At 57.3% G+C, this 15,384-nt stretch carries 11 protein-coding genes; 8 read left to right on the forward strand and 3 right to left on the reverse strand.

Features of this window, described 5'->3' with window-relative positions; genetic code table 11:
* Positions 1-64: 64 nt before the first annotated feature.
* Positions 65-4,963, forward strand: coding sequence for a dermonecrotic toxin domain-containing protein (locus IC37_RS14510; RefSeq protein WP_030130325.1), 4,899 nt, complete (start codon positions 65-67; stop codon positions 4,961-4,963).
* Positions 4,964-5,169: 206 nt separating this feature from the next.
* A complete protein-coding gene (locus IC37_RS14515) occupies positions 5,170-6,171 on the forward strand; it encodes a FecR family protein (RefSeq protein WP_030130326.1) in 1,002 nt (333 codons plus the stop codon).
* A gap of 55 nt (positions 6,172-6,226) precedes the next feature.
* On the opposite strand, the gene IC37_RS14520 is transcribed toward IC37_RS14515, so the two are convergent.
* Complete coding sequence (locus IC37_RS14520; protein WP_030130327.1) at positions 6,227-8,572, reverse strand: acylase; 2,346 nt, start codon at positions 8,570-8,572, stop codon at positions 6,227-6,229.
* Positions 8,573-9,012: 440 nt separating this feature from the next.
* Here IC37_RS14520 and IC37_RS14525 point away from each other — a divergent pair, with 440 nt between their 5' ends.
* A complete protein-coding gene (locus IC37_RS14525) occupies positions 9,013-9,414 on the forward strand; it encodes a fe2+ zn2+ uptake regulation protein (protein ID WP_030130328.1) in 402 nt (133 codons plus the stop codon).
* Here IC37_RS14525 and IC37_RS14530 read toward each other — a convergent pair.
* Both IC37_RS14530 and IC37_RS14535 read right to left on the reverse strand, forming a co-directional pair.
* Positions 9,404-9,592, reverse strand: coding sequence for a hypothetical protein (locus IC37_RS14530; protein WP_030130329.1), 189 nt, complete (start codon positions 9,590-9,592; stop codon positions 9,404-9,406). The two genes, IC37_RS14525 and IC37_RS14530, sit on opposite strands and share 11 nt — an antisense overlap.
* Before the next feature lie 171 nt (positions 9,593-9,763).
* Positions 9,764-10,690, reverse strand: coding sequence for a LysR family transcriptional regulator (locus IC37_RS14535; protein ID WP_030130330.1), 927 nt, complete (start codon positions 10,688-10,690; stop codon positions 9,764-9,766).
* A 118-nt stretch (positions 10,691-10,808) separates the two neighbouring features.
* On the opposite strand from IC37_RS14535, the gene IC37_RS14540 reads away from it, so the two are divergent.
* From IC37_RS14540 to IC37_RS14560, 5 genes are all read left to right on the forward strand, one after another.
* On the forward strand, positions 10,809-11,804 hold the full coding sequence (locus tag IC37_RS14540; protein WP_030130331.1) for an aldo/keto reductase: 996 nt from the start codon (positions 10,809-10,811) through the stop codon (positions 11,802-11,804).
* Between the two features lie 386 nt (positions 11,805-12,190).
* Positions 12,191-12,637, forward strand: coding sequence for a DUF411 domain-containing protein (locus tag IC37_RS14545; protein WP_030130332.1), 447 nt, complete (start codon positions 12,191-12,193; stop codon positions 12,635-12,637).
* The gene (locus tag IC37_RS14550) at positions 12,637-13,071 is read left to right on the forward strand and encodes a YqaA family protein (RefSeq protein ID WP_030130333.1); all 435 of its coding nucleotides are present in this window, start codon (positions 12,637-12,639) and stop codon (positions 13,069-13,071) included. Before IC37_RS14545 ends, IC37_RS14550 begins: the two co-directional genes overlap by 1 nt.
* Before the next feature lie 233 nt (positions 13,072-13,304).
* Positions 13,305-14,348: an alpha/beta fold hydrolase gene (locus IC37_RS14555; RefSeq protein ID WP_030130334.1), complete on the forward strand. Its 1,044-nt coding sequence runs from the start codon at positions 13,305-13,307 to the stop codon at positions 14,346-14,348.
* Positions 14,349-14,362: 14 nt separating this feature from the next.
* On the forward strand, positions 14,363-15,316 hold the full coding sequence (locus IC37_RS14560; RefSeq protein WP_030130335.1) for a D-2-hydroxyacid dehydrogenase family protein: 954 nt from the start codon (positions 14,363-14,365) through the stop codon (positions 15,314-15,316).
* Positions 15,317-15,384: the final 68 nt, after the last annotated feature.

Here is a 15,384-nt window from a genome sequence, read left to right on the forward strand (position 1 = left end):
CCTAATGTTTTTCCTCAACCCAACGAGCTGCGATCTCCCGTCGCAGCCCCTTAGAGGAAACTCCATGACGTCTTCCACACAACCCTATTTTTTCGATGAGGCGCATCGTGCGTCCCTTGCCAAGGAACCTGGTGCTCGCGAAGAAGCACTGAACTTCACCCTTGACGACCTGGATTGGTTGAACGGTGTTTATCTTCCCACCCACGCAGCTCGCATGACCCAAACCAGGCCCATGCAAGTCGATCAACTGCTTCTGCGTTTCAGCGGTGCAACCGATATACCGTTGGCCGGGGCCTTTGCCATGAATCTGCCCAACACTGCGTCGGTGATGCTCTACACGCCGTGGAAGGGCCTGATCAAATTTGCCGACATGGCCAGCCTCAAGTATCAACTTGAGCAATGGCTTGGGCAGACCACCGGGCAACGAGAGCTGCTCCGTTACCTCTCCATCGAGCAGCGCGACGCTGTGTTGGCGGATGCGGTGTCTGGCATTTCCACGAAAGTAGTCGAAGGGATCGTATTCCAGGACCAGGAGCGGCTCATCAAACTCAATCAGTCACACAACCTCAAGGCGATGATTGATGAGCTGGTGAAAATGCCGACGTTCCAGTGGATGCTGGACGAAACGCTCAAAACAGCACTGGCCAGGCGCTTCCCCACACTGGATCAGCGCCTGACTCGCCTGGATAGCTTTACCCGCTCCAACGCCGATAACATTGAACACCGCCGTAAGGTGTCTTCGATGCCACTGAGCGATGCCCTGCTGCATTACTACCTGACCCATCAATGGCCGCTGGGTGACTACAGGAATTTTTACCATCCCAGACATGGCACCAGCAGCGCCGCTGATAACCAGTTCTGGGAAAGCGCGATAACCGAGAGCGCAAAAAACCTGGCGATTCGCCTTGGCAACCTGCTCGAAACCTTCTGGAATACCCCTATAAGCAACGGGCAATCGCGCTCGGAGTTTTTTTCCCGGTGCCTTTGCGATACCTATCACACTCAACTTTTACTCAAACGCCAGCAAGGTGATTTGTCCTCGAGCGAATACCTGAAATTGACGACGGTCGGCGAGGCCGGCATCGATGACTCGTCGGCATCGAACGGAGCGCTGCGCATCGAAAAAGTGCGTGTCAGCGCACCTCAAAAGCATTATGCGCAACTGGCTTGTACCTTGATGATCGGCAGCAACGAGCCCGTGAGTTATTTGTACACCCCATCCAGAGGTATCGACGCCACCTACAACCTGCCTGCAGTCAGACGCATTGTGTTGAACATGATGAAAAGCGAACGTCGTGAGGACAATCTGCTCGATTTCATGTCCCTCGAAGAACGTGACACATTCCTCTCATTCCATGAGAACGAACGCATGATCATCGGTGAGCCGGTTACCGGCGCCGTGTTCGAGCAGCTCATGAAGGATATCCTCGACAAGCAACTGCAAAACCTGACTTATGCACTGCGCCTCTACCATGCAGGTGAAGGCATGCTCGACCCGCACGCGTTGCTTGACAAGGCGCTGGATGTACGGGGATTGATCGATCACCGGTTGCTGGTCGCCGATGTCGGTGGACGATGGAGCACGCAGCTGGACCTGCGATGGAGTAAACAGTCGGAGCTACTACGGCGCACGCTCGCGGCCACCGTGCCCACTGAGTCGGCCACCGAACTGCTGCCCCTGCTCAGCGCCGCTGAACAGACGCTCGAACGGCAACTTGCCCTTCATCCTCCCATCCCCACCGCAACCCGCACTGTCGCCGAAGCGCAAAGTATCGTCGCAGAGTCCCTGGCGCGGCTGCGATCAGGCTTCACTCGCACGATGTCAACAGCATTGCACAGTGAGCTCAAACTGCGGACACTCGCCGGCACGCTGGGTGCTGTTGAACAGGCGATCATCAAAACAGTCCTCGACACGCCTGCAAGGCTCCAGCGTGCCGGGCTGAACGGTTTTTTCCCCGATGTATTTGCGCTGGTGCTCAAGGCTGGCGACTCTACGGACTTAATGAAGCTGTCCAGCTGTTTCGTACTGACTGAACGTGGCGGTCTGGACCCGACCCATTCGGGCAAGGCCATCCTCTGGACGCCAACCCTGGGGTTTGAAGCGCTCCCGTCATTGACAGCATTGCTGAGCAGGCTCCAGAAACGCCTGCAAAACCCCGACAAACGCGTCTCACTGCTGGAAAACCTGAGCCGCGGCGAACGGATACTCAGCCACACATTGACCTTGGCGCCGCTGGAACTGATTCACGAAGACTTTCTCGACCACGTTCAAAAAAAACATGTTCGACTGGACCCTGCGCTTGTCGAGAAAGCTCTTCACATCGCTCTTCCCGAGGGGACACGCTCCAGTCTTCTGAATCTCGTGTCCTTGCGCCAACCCATGACAGGGTTGCACCGGGCAATGGATATCGCCCGATCCCTGATCACTCGGCAAAAGCTTCCTGAATGGCTGGACAACGCTTCGATTGAAGATCAGATGCTGCATGCAGAACTGCTCCAGCAACACGTGAACAATGTCAGCGACGACAACGACTATCTGACCGGCATTCGTTCGCTGCAGCGAACGGCCCACCATGAACTCGAGAAGCGACTCAAGGCAGATACCTTCAATATTGACCCGGACAACGTCCAGGTACAGATCAGCTCGCCTTCGACGGCCTCGGACTCAACATCGACATCGACATCGACATCGACATCAACGCAAACGCAAACGCAAACGCAAACCCTCACAGATTTCGCCTTGATTCACTTTCATGACCTGGATCAGGCCCGTTTCAAACTGGTTTCACTTGACGCCACTGCGATTCCTCAAGGGATGGACGAAAGCTATGTCAAACGTTTGATCCAGAATCTGAACCTCGGCCAGCATCAGCGAACCGTATTGAATGCCGAACTTGCCGACACCCACAGCAACGCTGCAACACGTAAAAAACGGTTCGCAGCACAGTTGCCGTGGCAACTCCTGCACTACGCCCACGCAGAAAAACTGCAAGGTCGCCTGAGTCAGACCGGGTTTGATCTCATTCGACAAGTCATGGATATGCCCGACAGCATTGCTCGCGCAGCTGTCCAGGGTGCGGAGGCGATTATCCGTCCGCTGCAACTCTTGGGTATCAAAAACGGCGAAGCGATTCAGGTGCCAGGCACCTATGTGATCGGACAACAACAGAACATCACCGGTCCTCGAGTTCTGATCGCCCCCTACAGTCCCGAACACGGGGTAAAAGAATACGCAAATGAACAGCTGTTGCTGGCTGATTTGAAGACGCCAGGCGCTTTGCGCAACTGGGTCCTTGGCAGTCTGTCTACGGCTGATCGAACCCTGTGCGAAAGCAGCTTGACACCTGCCCGTGATAAACCCGGCGACCTGAGCCTGGGGCTCGAGCCTGTCACGGGCAACCTGTTCACCCGGTTGTTCAACGACAACGCCGCGTTGCTCGCTCGGTTGCTGGGTTGCCAGTCTGATACCAGCACCCACAGCGAATGGGCGGTCATCAAGCATGTATTGAGCGAGGATGGGCAGCAGGCCTATACGTTCTTTATGGGCAAACTTGCGTACCCGATCACCGTGTGGCGCAGTTACAAAGACATCAAGCAATCCGCCGAAGACCTCCAGATGCAACAATGGAAGCCGGCGATAAAGTCGTTCATCAGTGGCATCGCGCAACTCGCCATGCTGCGTCAATCGACAGCGGAGGAAGCGACCTCGTCTTCGGCCATCAGCGAGCCAGCGCCACACGCAGATGATCTACCGCTTAAATGGGAAGATCTGGACATCACCGCCCCCGAGCGCATTCGCTTGCGGCGTCACGAGCGTACGGATGTAGATCTGAACTCAATGACCCTGAATCCGGCACTGGGCCTCTACACGCATCCGACGACAAAAAAACACTTCGCAGCGGTCGAAGGCAACGTCTATCCCGTCAAGAAACAAGTGGATCGCTGGCGCATTGGCGGCGACAAGTCCCAAGGCCCTTATCTGAGTCAGAACACTGGGCGGCAATGGATTGCGGACTCAGAAACACAACGTCCCCGGTACGGAATGCTCAACCGATTGGAAACGTTGATTACCCGCATACATGGCATGAACGTTGAAGCCGACGGTATGCCCGAAATCCGCTCGCTGTTCCCCGTGAAGGCCAGGCTGATTGAAGAAGGTCTGGACCTGGCAACCACCTATGCCTGGAACAGCATGCGCAACCTGCAATTACTCAAGACTTCCGTCGGAAGGGCATCACCTGTCCATCAACTCATCAAGGACTTCATTGATGTGCCTGAGGTGCTTCCGGAGCATGTGTCGATGCTGGAAAAAACGCTGGGTGACATCTTTAGCGCGTTGCTGGATCCAACACTCAGGCAACCGAAATCCGGGCGCTTCGCTGTCGGAAGGGCACTCGTAGAAAGGGACAATACCTTCGGCTTCGCTATTCCTTCGGACGAGAGCCGCAAAATCTACCTGGCCGAAAAGTTTTTTCTTCCTCGTCTTGATCACTACCGCAATTATTTGTCTGACGCGTCCTTCCCGATCAGCGCTCATGCACGCGCGACCACTTTGATCCATGAGCTTTCGCACATCGTCAGCAATACCGAAGATATTGCCTACCTCGATGCCGTTAGGCCTTTTGCCGACTTGATCGAAACATCCAGTAGCCGCGCCCGCGAGCTCAGGAGCGCGCTGTCCACGCTCCAGAGCACAGCGCTGTCAAGCCGATCAAACCAACTTTTCACGGTCTTCAATGCCGATACCGGCCTTTGGGAGGATTTTGGCCAAGCGACTTATGAAAACACCGAAAGGGAGCTCGCTCAGGTTTTGAAACTAACCGGTCAAACGACATTGTCCGATGCACGCCGTCACTTTATGAGCGACTCGAAGGTTAGATTGGCGGTGCAATTGGGTAACGCTGACAGTGTTTCCTGGTTGATCAGTCATTTGGGGCGCCAACTGCACACCAGTACACCATGAACTTAACGTTTGCAGCGGTAACGGGGGATGAAGCAGATCAAGCGTCCTTTGATCTTTTTTTCACTCCCTTTATGGATACTTGCCTGACGACGCCCTGTTTCAGGGCGTCTGGATGAAAATAAGTTCTACTTTGATGGGCAATTGCCATGACGGTTGTTCTCGCAGACTTCCCTCAAGGTTAGAATGCAGGAAATCAGGATGAGTCAATGACCGACCACTCTCTCTCGCAAGCCCAATACGACGCCATCACCGATGCCGCTGCGCACTGGTGCATGCGTCTGCACGCCATCGACTGCACGGCCGAAGAACGCCTGGCGTTCGAGCAATGGCGTAATGCTCATCCGCTGCATGCCCTCGAGTACGAAGCCATGCTGGAGATCTGGGATGTGGCCGGGGATTTGCCTCGTCCCGAATCCGCCGCGCCGGCTGCTCGCGTCAAACCGGCAACGCCTTGGCGCACCTTCGGCATTGCCGCCACCGTCTGCGCCCTCGCGCTGCCGCTGGCGGCCTATACCGGATGGAACCTGGGTTGGCTGCCCAATACCTACCAGCATTTCGAGGCGACCGATAATGTTCGTCAGGTTACGCTGAGCGATGGCAGCCAGGTGGAGCTGAACCTGGGCAGTGAATTGACGTTCAGCAATTACAAGGATCAGCGTCGCGTCACGCTGAAAAAAGGTGAAGCCTTCTTCAGCGTCAGTCATGACCAGCAACATCCGTTCATCGTCAGGGCAGCCGATGGCAGGATTCGCGTCACGGGTACCCAATTCAATGTCTGGATGTATGAAGACCAGGTACGCGTGAACCTGATCGAAGGTTCTGTGCTGGTGACCAGTAACGGTGCCCTGCCCGGCGAGGGTTCACATCTCGAACCTGCCATGCAGGCACATTACCGGCACGGCGACTTCACGCCGCAAATCAGCCAGACCTCTGCCAATGACCATTCGCTGGCCTGGCGCAGCGGCAAACTGGTGCTCGATGATCTGGCGCTGACCGAAGCCATGCCCTTGATCAATCGTTATTTGAACAAACCAGTCATGCTCGCGGACCACAGTACCGGCTCGATTCGCCTCGGCGGTATCTACAACATCAAAGAGCTCAACAACCTGGTGGCTTCGTTGCCCAAGGTGCTGCCGGTCTACCTGACCCGCAACAAGGACGGCAATCCGGTCCTCAATTCGATCCCGCAACAAGCTCCAAAAAGCTGAAGGCCGCCACCCTTGCGGGGTGCGGCCTTCATTTTTCATTCAAACGTTATCGCGATTACTGCGCGGCGATCTTCCCTGCTTTTTCATCCTGCTCTCGAATCGTCTGAGCCTGGTACTGCGGATCGGCCGTGATCTGCTGCTCGGTAAACGGCAACACACTCAACTGTTTCTTCGAAAAGGCCAGTGTCTGATCCCGAGAGTACTTCGACGCCGGATCACTGGACAATGAGAATGCCAGTAAGCCCTGAGCCTGAGGCCCCTTGTCATCGAACGTCACCACCTGCAAATAACTGGTGCCACTGACGACTTCGCGTTTGCCGTCGGTGCTCGGCACGCTTTGGATCGCGTTATACACACCCAGCGTGCCCGGCCCGCCGTGAATTGGCGTTTGCTGCCCGCCACTGCTGACCATCTGGATATCGCCCCAGCGGCTATCGGCTTTCAGGCCAAGGGTTTTTACCTGTTCGACCGAGGCCAGCATCGCCCCCCGAACCGCTTTGGCGACGTCTGGCCGTTCAATTGCCAGGCCACGCGGTGTGTGTTGCGCATCCTTCGGATCGAACGCTACCCGCCAGATGTCAGGAATTTTCTGTAACGGCACCATGACATTCTGAAAATGTACAAACCCCAGCCCGCTGTCCAGATTCACCCGGCGATCCCACGCTTTGAGACTGGCACACAGCGGCGCAAGCGTCGGCACATCAGGGCCGAGGTCCGCGGCACAGAATTGCAGCAGGTCCGGCATCACTTGAGCTGCTTGATACACCTGATCATCCATCACCATCTGCTGCAGATCCGCCGCAGTGACAGTACCGGCCTTGTTCAAGGTGCCCAGACGCTCCAGCGCAAAGCGCGAACGCAACCCCAATGGCTGATTGTCCTGACTGATCAACGGCGAGAAACCGGTGAGCGGTTGTGCCGGGTTGGCCATCCAGGCCGAATCATTGGAATGCTGCACAAAGTCTTTGCGCAGCAGTTGCGGCAATTTGTCTGCCGCATAGATACCTTTTTGCGCAGCCTGCGGGTCGATGTCCCAGGCGCAGGCGCTGTTGGAGCCGTCAAGCAGGATCATCTGTAATCCGGCCCGCGGATCGCTGCACTTGGCCAGTTTGTCGGCACTGACGTTCGGCACCACCGACAGGTTCATGTAAAGCGTCTGCCCCTGATCGTCCACCGCCAGGGTATTGACCCACGGAATCCCCTGAATCTTGTGCACCGATGCCTGCAAATCCTTGAGGCTGGCAGCGCGGTTCATCGCATACCACTGCTGCAAGACGCGGTCGTTATCCAGATTGGCATCGCGCAGGCTGTAGGCGAACTGGTTGTTCCAGTCCAGTTTTCCGGGCCATTGCACAATCGGGCCAAATTGCGAGCTATAGACCACATGGGAAATCTGCCGGCTCTGGCCATCGGGTTGCTTCACGTTTACCGCCAGTGTCTGCTTTTTCATCGGCAAGGACTTGCCATCCAGCAGGTAACGGGTCGGATCCATGGGATCGAGTTGCAGGCGATACAGCGTGAAGTGCTTGGATGAATCCACCGTGTGGGTCCATGCCAAGTGCTGGTTGAAACCAATATTGATTATGGGCAGACCCGGCAATGCGGCGCCCATGACATCCAGTTTGCCGGGAATGGTCAGGTGCATCTGATAAAAGCGCATCCCGCCCACCCAGGGAAAGTGCGGATTGGCCAGCAGCATTCCGCGACCGTTGAACGAACGTTCGCTGCCGATCGCAACCGCATTGCTGCCGCGATCCAGAGCAAAACGTTGCATGCGCGAGGCCGCCAGCTGGAAAGACGCTGGCTCGCCCGCCACATGGGTGACGGTTTTCGGCGGGGTAGCGCCGGCCAATGCTTCGGCAAACTGCCCCACGCCGCCTTCGACCAACAGACGTCGGGTCAACTTGATCAGATCCTGCGCAGTAATCGCGCGCACCCATTCTCCCTGGCATTGTTGCGGTAAACCTTGCGCCCGACGCTCCGTCAGCGAACGGTTGTAACCCGCCACATAACCTTCGATGAGCCCACGGACTTCAGGCGTTTGCGCCTGCCAGAAAGCGGCAACCGCCTGCGGGGTATTCAGCCAGTTGAAAAACACATCGCTGGCCAGGTTCCCGCGCTCTTCGACCGTGAACCGGTCCGGGCCGAAATATCGGGAGCGCTCGCCATTGACGGTGACGATTTCATTGGCCAGCAAACACAGATTGTCCTGAGCGTAGGCATAGCCAATGCCATAGCCGAGGCCGCGCTCGTTGTCGGCACGAATATGCGGCACGCCGAAACTGGTTCGACGAATCTCGGCTATCGCCTGCTCTGGCTGGCTGCGCGCATTTGCCGCAAGACTCAGCCCCAGAAACACACCCGCAAGGCTCAACCTGGTTAACTTCCTGGAAATAATCACGCTCGCTCCTGATCGAAAAGACGTATGACACGCAATGCGCCTAATGCCGGTCAGTTAAGCGCAACCCATGTGGGAGCGGGCTTGCTCGCGAAAGCGGTATGTCAGGCGACATCGATGTTGACTGTGCCGCCGTCTTCGCGAGCAAGCCCGCTCCCACAGGTTCCGCACCTTAACTGACAGGCATTGGCGCAAGCCTGGCTCCTACGTGTCCGATTTGCCCTTAACTTACCGACATTACCCAATGCGCCTCCCTTTCAAACGAAGCAACCAGCAAAAATTTAAGCCTTTGAGGGCGTCCACACGCCCGGCTCACAGGCCGCTGACGTAACGGCGACAAATTTTCTACATGCCAGTCTTCATTATTTGCCTGGCTCGTTCGTCTTATTGATTGAGAGCACCCATCACATTTTCCTGATCAGGCTCTGAAAAGGAGTTTTTGCATGTACAACCCGCAACTGCCAACGGACGGTAGCCATGCGCCAAAAGCCAACACCCTGGGCTCCCGCGCGTTCAATCAACCAGCCGAACGCCACGGCAACGAACGGATCAGGTTTCTACTCAAGAGCTTTGGCCTGCGAACCAGCCTGATTCGCCTGAAAGTCATCGACGCCTTGCTGACCGCCGCCGAAAGCGACCGCAGCCTGGGAGTGCGTGGCGTACACAGCCACTTGCTGGACCTGGACATTCCCCTGTCCTTTCTCAGTGTCCGAGAAGTGTTGAAACGCTTGTGCGGTGAAGGCTTGATCACCCTCAATCCGGACAAAAGCTACAGCCTGCATCCACAGGCCGCCGCCGTCCTTTACAGCGAGCAATCCGGCCAGGGGTCGTCGCTCAAGGCTTGACCTTGCGACGCATCACGCCATTGATCACCACCACGAGCACCGCCACCCCGATGGCCATGTACTGGAACAGCTGCTCTGTGATGATCCCGGCATTTTGCAGCCAGGAAAGGCCGAACATGATCCCCAGCACCACCAGGGAAATCAGAATCGAATATTTCAAACGTTGCGACTGGGTCATTGCGGGTTCCTGAACCAAAAAATGTATCCGGCTTGTATCCGATTGCATGCCAAGCCCCTACCGTGCTGCGGGAATGAGGGGCTGCAAACGGGGTCTCATGTTACAGCCGATGAAGAGTTTTGACTTCTATTGCGGCGTACACACGTAGCGCCAAAGTAATGAATGTTGCTTTCAGCCGCATGAGTCTTTTCTAAAAAAACCATTAGCCGGCTGCGCACAGAGTTCCACCATCCAGTCGACGAACACCCGCACCCGCCGGGACAACTGGCGATGAGGAGGATAGAGCGCCGTCAGCGGCATACCCGGTGGCGGCACGTCCCTCAGGACCTCGATCAAACGCCCCTCCTTCAGTTGGCGGGCAACGTGATAATACGGGGTCTGGACCAAGCCATATCCCGCCTCACACGCCGCCAGATAGCCATCGGCACTGTTGACCGAAATGTGCCTGGGCAGGTCGATCAGCCGCAGCTGGTCATCGAGTACAAATTCCAGTCCGTAGCGTTTGCCGGTGTCATTGGAAAAGTATTCCACCATCTGGTGCCCCTTCAGATCCTCCAGACACAGCGGAGTCCCGCGACGCTGCAAGTATTCCGGGCTCGCACAGGTGACCTGGTCCAGCATGCACAGCGGCCGTGCCACCAGTGAGTCGTCCAGGGTCGAGCCACCCCGCAACACGCAATCGACACCTTCGCGGATAAGATCCACTGGCCGGTCATTCAAACCGATTTCCAGTTCGATCAATGGATACCGGGCAGTGAATTGCGGTAAGGCCGGGATCACGATCAAACGCCCCACTCCCGCCGGCATATCCACTCGCAGCAGACCTTTGGGATTGTGGCGAGCAGCGGAAAATACGGCTTCGGTTTCCTCCAGATCCGCCAGCAGTCGCACGCAACGCGGGTAATAGGCAGCACCGTCAAGCGTCAGGCTGATCTGCCGGGTGGTGCGTTGCAGCAGTTGCACGCCCAGATGTGCCTCAAGTTGCTTGATCAGAATGGTCACGGAGGCGCGAGGCAATTGCAGGCTGTCCGCTGCTTTGGCGAAGCCGCCCAATTCGACGATTCGGGTGAACACGCGCATGGCGTTGAAACGGTCCATTGCTTTGGCTTACCGGCTGATTATTTAGAAATTACAAATAGTGATAGCAGTTTTAGCCGGTTTATCTTGTTTCTGTCGAGGTCAACAATAGGATTTCAATTCACAGGGAGCTGATTTCATGCAAACACGTCAACTGGGCAAAAACGGTCCGCAGGTGAGCGCGATTGGTCTTGGCTGCATGGGCATGACCGATTTCTACACCACGGGCGTGGACACCCGAGAAGCCACGGCTACTTTGCACCGCGCGCTGGAACTGGGGATCAATCTGCTCGACACGGCAGACATGTACGGCCCACACACCAACGAAGAACTGATCGGCAAGGCCATTGTCGGCAAGCGTGACCAGGTATTTCTGGCCAGCAAATTCGGCATTGTCCGCGACCCGTCCAACCCCAGTGCACGGGGTGTCGACGGTCGACCGGAATACATTCGCGACGCTATCGACGGCACCCTCAAGCGCCTTGGCGTGGAAACCCTCGATTTGTATTACCAGCACCGCATCGATCCGCAGGTGGCCATCGAAGAAACCGTCGGCGCCATGGCAGAACTGGTGAAGGCCGGCAAGGTGCGTTATCTGGGATTGAGTGAAGCGTCGGTCGCCACGCTGGAGCGAGCGAACAAGGTTCATCCGATCAGCGCACTGCAAAGTGAATACTCGTTATGGAGCCGCGATCAGGAGGAGAACGGTTGCCTGGCCGCGTGCCAGCGCCTGGGCGTTGCCTTTGTGCCTTACAGTCCGTTGGGCCGGGGCTTTTTGACCGGAGCACTGAAAAATCCGGATGATTTCGCAGCCGACGACTACCGTCGCTTCAGTCCACGTTTTCAAGGGGAAAACTTCGCTAAAAACCTGTTGCTGGTGCAGCAGGTGCAGGCCCTGGCCGCCGACAAGGGTGTGACGGCGGGCCAACTGGCGTTGGCCTGGGTCTTGGCCCAAGGGGATTATCTGATTCCGATTCCAGGCACCAAACAGCGTAAATACCTGGAAGAAAATGTGGCCGCGCTGGACGTGAAGCTGAGCCGCGCAGAGTTGCAGGCCCTGGAAGCAATATTCCCGGTCAATGCCACGGCAGGCCTGCGTTATCCGGAAGAAGTCATGAAGTTGCTTGACCGGTAAACGGTTCCTGTGGGAGCGGACATGATCCCTGACTGTAGGAGCGAGCTTGCTCCGGGCGGCGTTCCGACGAAAGCGGTATATCTGGCGACATCAATGTTGACTGTACTGCCGCCTTCGCGGGCAAGCCCTAATGCCAGTCAGTTAAGCGCAATTCAATGTGGGAGCGGGCTTGCTCGCGAAAGCGGTGTATCAGGCGACATCAATGTTGACTATGCCGCCGTCTTCGCGAGCAAGCCCGCTCCCACAGGTTTCGCACCTTAACTGACTGGCATTTAGGGCAAGCCCGCTCCTACAAGGCTGTATTACCCGGAAACAATCTCGTATCTCATCTCGGCAGAAAAGGGTCAAAATGCATCTTTTTTGGCCACAACCCGAGACGAGATCCCATGCGAACCTACCTGCGTCTGGCCGCCCTGAGCGCCCTTTTCATCTCTTCCCTGGCCCAGGCCGCCGACCTGATTCCCATCGAAGTTCACCGCGACGCCAATTGCGGCTGTTGCAAAAAATGGGTCAGTCATCTGGAAGCCAACGGTTTCAAGGTCGAAGACCATGTCGAAGCCGACATGAGCCAATTCAAGCAACAACACGGCGTGCCACCGCGCCTCGCGTCGTGTCACACCGGCCTTATCAATGGAAAATTCGTCGAAGGCCATGTGCCGGCCGATCAAGTTCTGGCCTTGAGCAAGCGTGACGATCTGTTGGGGGTTGCTGCCCCCGGCATGCCCATGGGCTCGCCCGGTATGGAAATGGACGGCATGAGCGATGCCTACCAAGTGATCGGCCTGAAAAAGGACGGCACTGACGTAGTGGTGGCGGACTACCCCGCCCATTGATGTACGGCGCCTACATCGGGCTGTTTCTCGCCGCGTTCGGTGCCGCGACGCTGCTGCCACTGCAATCCGAAGCGGTGCTGGTGGGGTTGTTGCTCAGCGGCCAGTATTGGCTCTGGTCGCTGCTGGCGGTCGCAACGCTGGGCAACGTGCTGGGCTCGCTGCTGAACTGGTGGCTGGGGCGCGGCATCGAGCGGTTCCGCGACCGACGCTGGTTTCCGGTCAGCCCTCGCCATCTCGAGCAAGCCCAAAAGCACTATCAGCGTTACGGCCATTGGTCGTTGCTACTGAGCTGGGTGCCCATCATCGGCGACCCACTGACGCTGGTGGCTGGCGTCATGCGCGAACCGCTGGGACGTTTCCTGGTGATCGTGACGCTCGCCAAGGGCGCCCGCTACGGTGTGTTGGCCCTGGCTACGCTGGGCTGGATGGGTTGAACGATCATGCAGGGCCATTGGCCAATGCCCGTCAGTTAAGTTGCGGAACCTGTAGGAGCGGGCTTGCTCGCGAAGAGGGAGTGTCAGTCGACATCAATGTTGTCTGGCACACCGCCTTCGCGAGCAAGCCCGCTCCCACATGGATTGCGCTCGGCATTACGGCCATGACCTATGTTTAATGTCATCCTAATCATGCCGATCCAGCATCGGCAGATTTCCTGTGGAGCTCACCCATGTCGCGCATTTTCCGCCGCTGGTTACCGGGTCTGCTGCTGACGGCAGCCCTGCCCGTTCTCGCCTACGCCCAAGACCAGTCCCAGACCGAAACGCCGGAATACGGCCCGCAACTTCAGGGCTTCGAGTACCCCTACACAGTCAAGCACTTCGCCTTTGAGTCCCAGGGCAAATCCCTGCAGATGGGTTACATGGACATTGCCGCCCAAGGCAAGGTCAATGGACGCAGCGTGGTGCTGATGCATGGCAAGAATTTCTGCGCAGCCACCTGGGACAGCTCGATCAAGGCGCTGAGCGAGGCCGGTTACCGGGTCATTGCCCCCGACCAGATCGGCTTCTGCACCTCCAGCAAACCGGACCACTATCAATACAGTTTCCAGCAACTGGCATTCAACACCCAGCAACTGCTCAAGGCCCTCGGCATCCAAAAGGCCACTCTGCTCGGCCACTCTACCGGCGGCATGCTCGCCACCCGCTACGCGCTGCAATACCCCGATCAAGTCGAACAACTGGCGCTGGTCAATCCCATCGGCCTGGAAGACTGGAAAGCCCTCGGCGTGCCCTACCGCACGGTTGATCAATGGTTTGAGCGAGAGCTGAAAGTGACCGCGCAAGGTATTCACGACTACCAACGCACCACCTATTACGATGGCCGCTGGAAACCCGAGTTTGACCGCTGGGTGAACATGTATGCAGGCCTGGCCAAAGGGCCAGGCAAAACAGCGGTGGCTTGGAACTCGGCGCTGATTTACGACATGATCTTCAGCCAACCGGTGTACTACGAGTTCAAGGACCTGAAAGTGCCGACCCTGCTGCTGATCGGCACCTCCGACACCACGGCCATCAACAAGGACATCGCACCGCCCGAGGTCAAGGCGAAAATCGGTCATTACGACGTACTCGGCAAACAAGTGGCGAAACTGATTCCACAGTCGACGCTGATTGAATTCCCGGGCCTTGGCCACGCGCCGCAGATGGAGGAACCGGCGACATTCCATCAGGCGTTGCTCGACTGGCTGAACAAAACCAATCCCGTTCGTTGATGAGGTAAGGCTGAATGACGGTGCAGATTGCGGTGATCGATGACTGGCAGGACGTGGCTCGTGACGTGGTGGACTGGTCGGTGCTGGACAGCATCGGCCAGGTGAGTTTTATCCATGACTACCCCGCCGATAACGAAACCCTGGCCGACCGGCTCGACGCATTCGAGGTGATCTGCGTGATGCGTGAGCGCACCCGGTTCGACGAAGACCTGCTGCGCCGCTTGCCCGCACTCAAACTGCTGGTTACCGGTGGCATGCGCAACGCCGCTCTGGACCTGAAAGCCGCCGCCGCGCTGGGTATCCAGGTGTGCGGCACCGACAGCTACAAACATGCCGCGCCGGAACTGACCTGGGCGCTGATCATGGCCGCGACCCGCAACCTGGTGGCCGAAGCCAATGCCTTGCGCGCAGGTTTATGGCAACAAGGATTGGGCGGCGACCTGCAGGGCAAGACCTTGGCGATTCTCGGTCTGGGCAGCATCGGTCAACGGGTAGCCCGGTTCGGCCAGGTGTTCGGCATGCGGGTGATTGCCTGGAGCGAAAACCTGACCGCCGAACGGGCTGCCGAAGCCGACGTCACCTATGTCAGCAAGCAAGAACTGTTCGAGCAGGCCGATGTGTTGTCGATCCATCTGGTGCTCAGCGAGCGTAGCCGAGGGCTGGTGGACGCTCAGGCACTGGACTGGATGAAACCCACGGCATGGCTGATCAATACGGCTCGCGGGCCGATTGTCGATGAGTCGGCGTTGATCAAGGCACTTCAGAAAAAACGCCTGGCGGGCGCTGCGCTGGACGTGTTCGAACACGAACCGTTGCCCCGCCATCATCCCTTTAGAACGCTGGACAATGTGCTGGCCACGCCTCATGTCGGGTATGTCAGCCGGCAGAATTACCAACTGTTCTATTCGCAGATGATCGAGGACATACAGGCCTGGGCGGCTGGGAAGCCAATTCGGATTCTCACCTAAAGACTGCGTTATCGTTCTTCGCGAGCAAGCCCGCTCCCACATCTATGGTTACCCCCTTTTCTGCAATA

Source organism: Pseudomonas sp. QTF5 (assembly GCF_000512695.2).
Lineage (GTDB): Bacteria > Pseudomonadota > Gammaproteobacteria > Pseudomonadales > Pseudomonadaceae > Aquipseudomonas.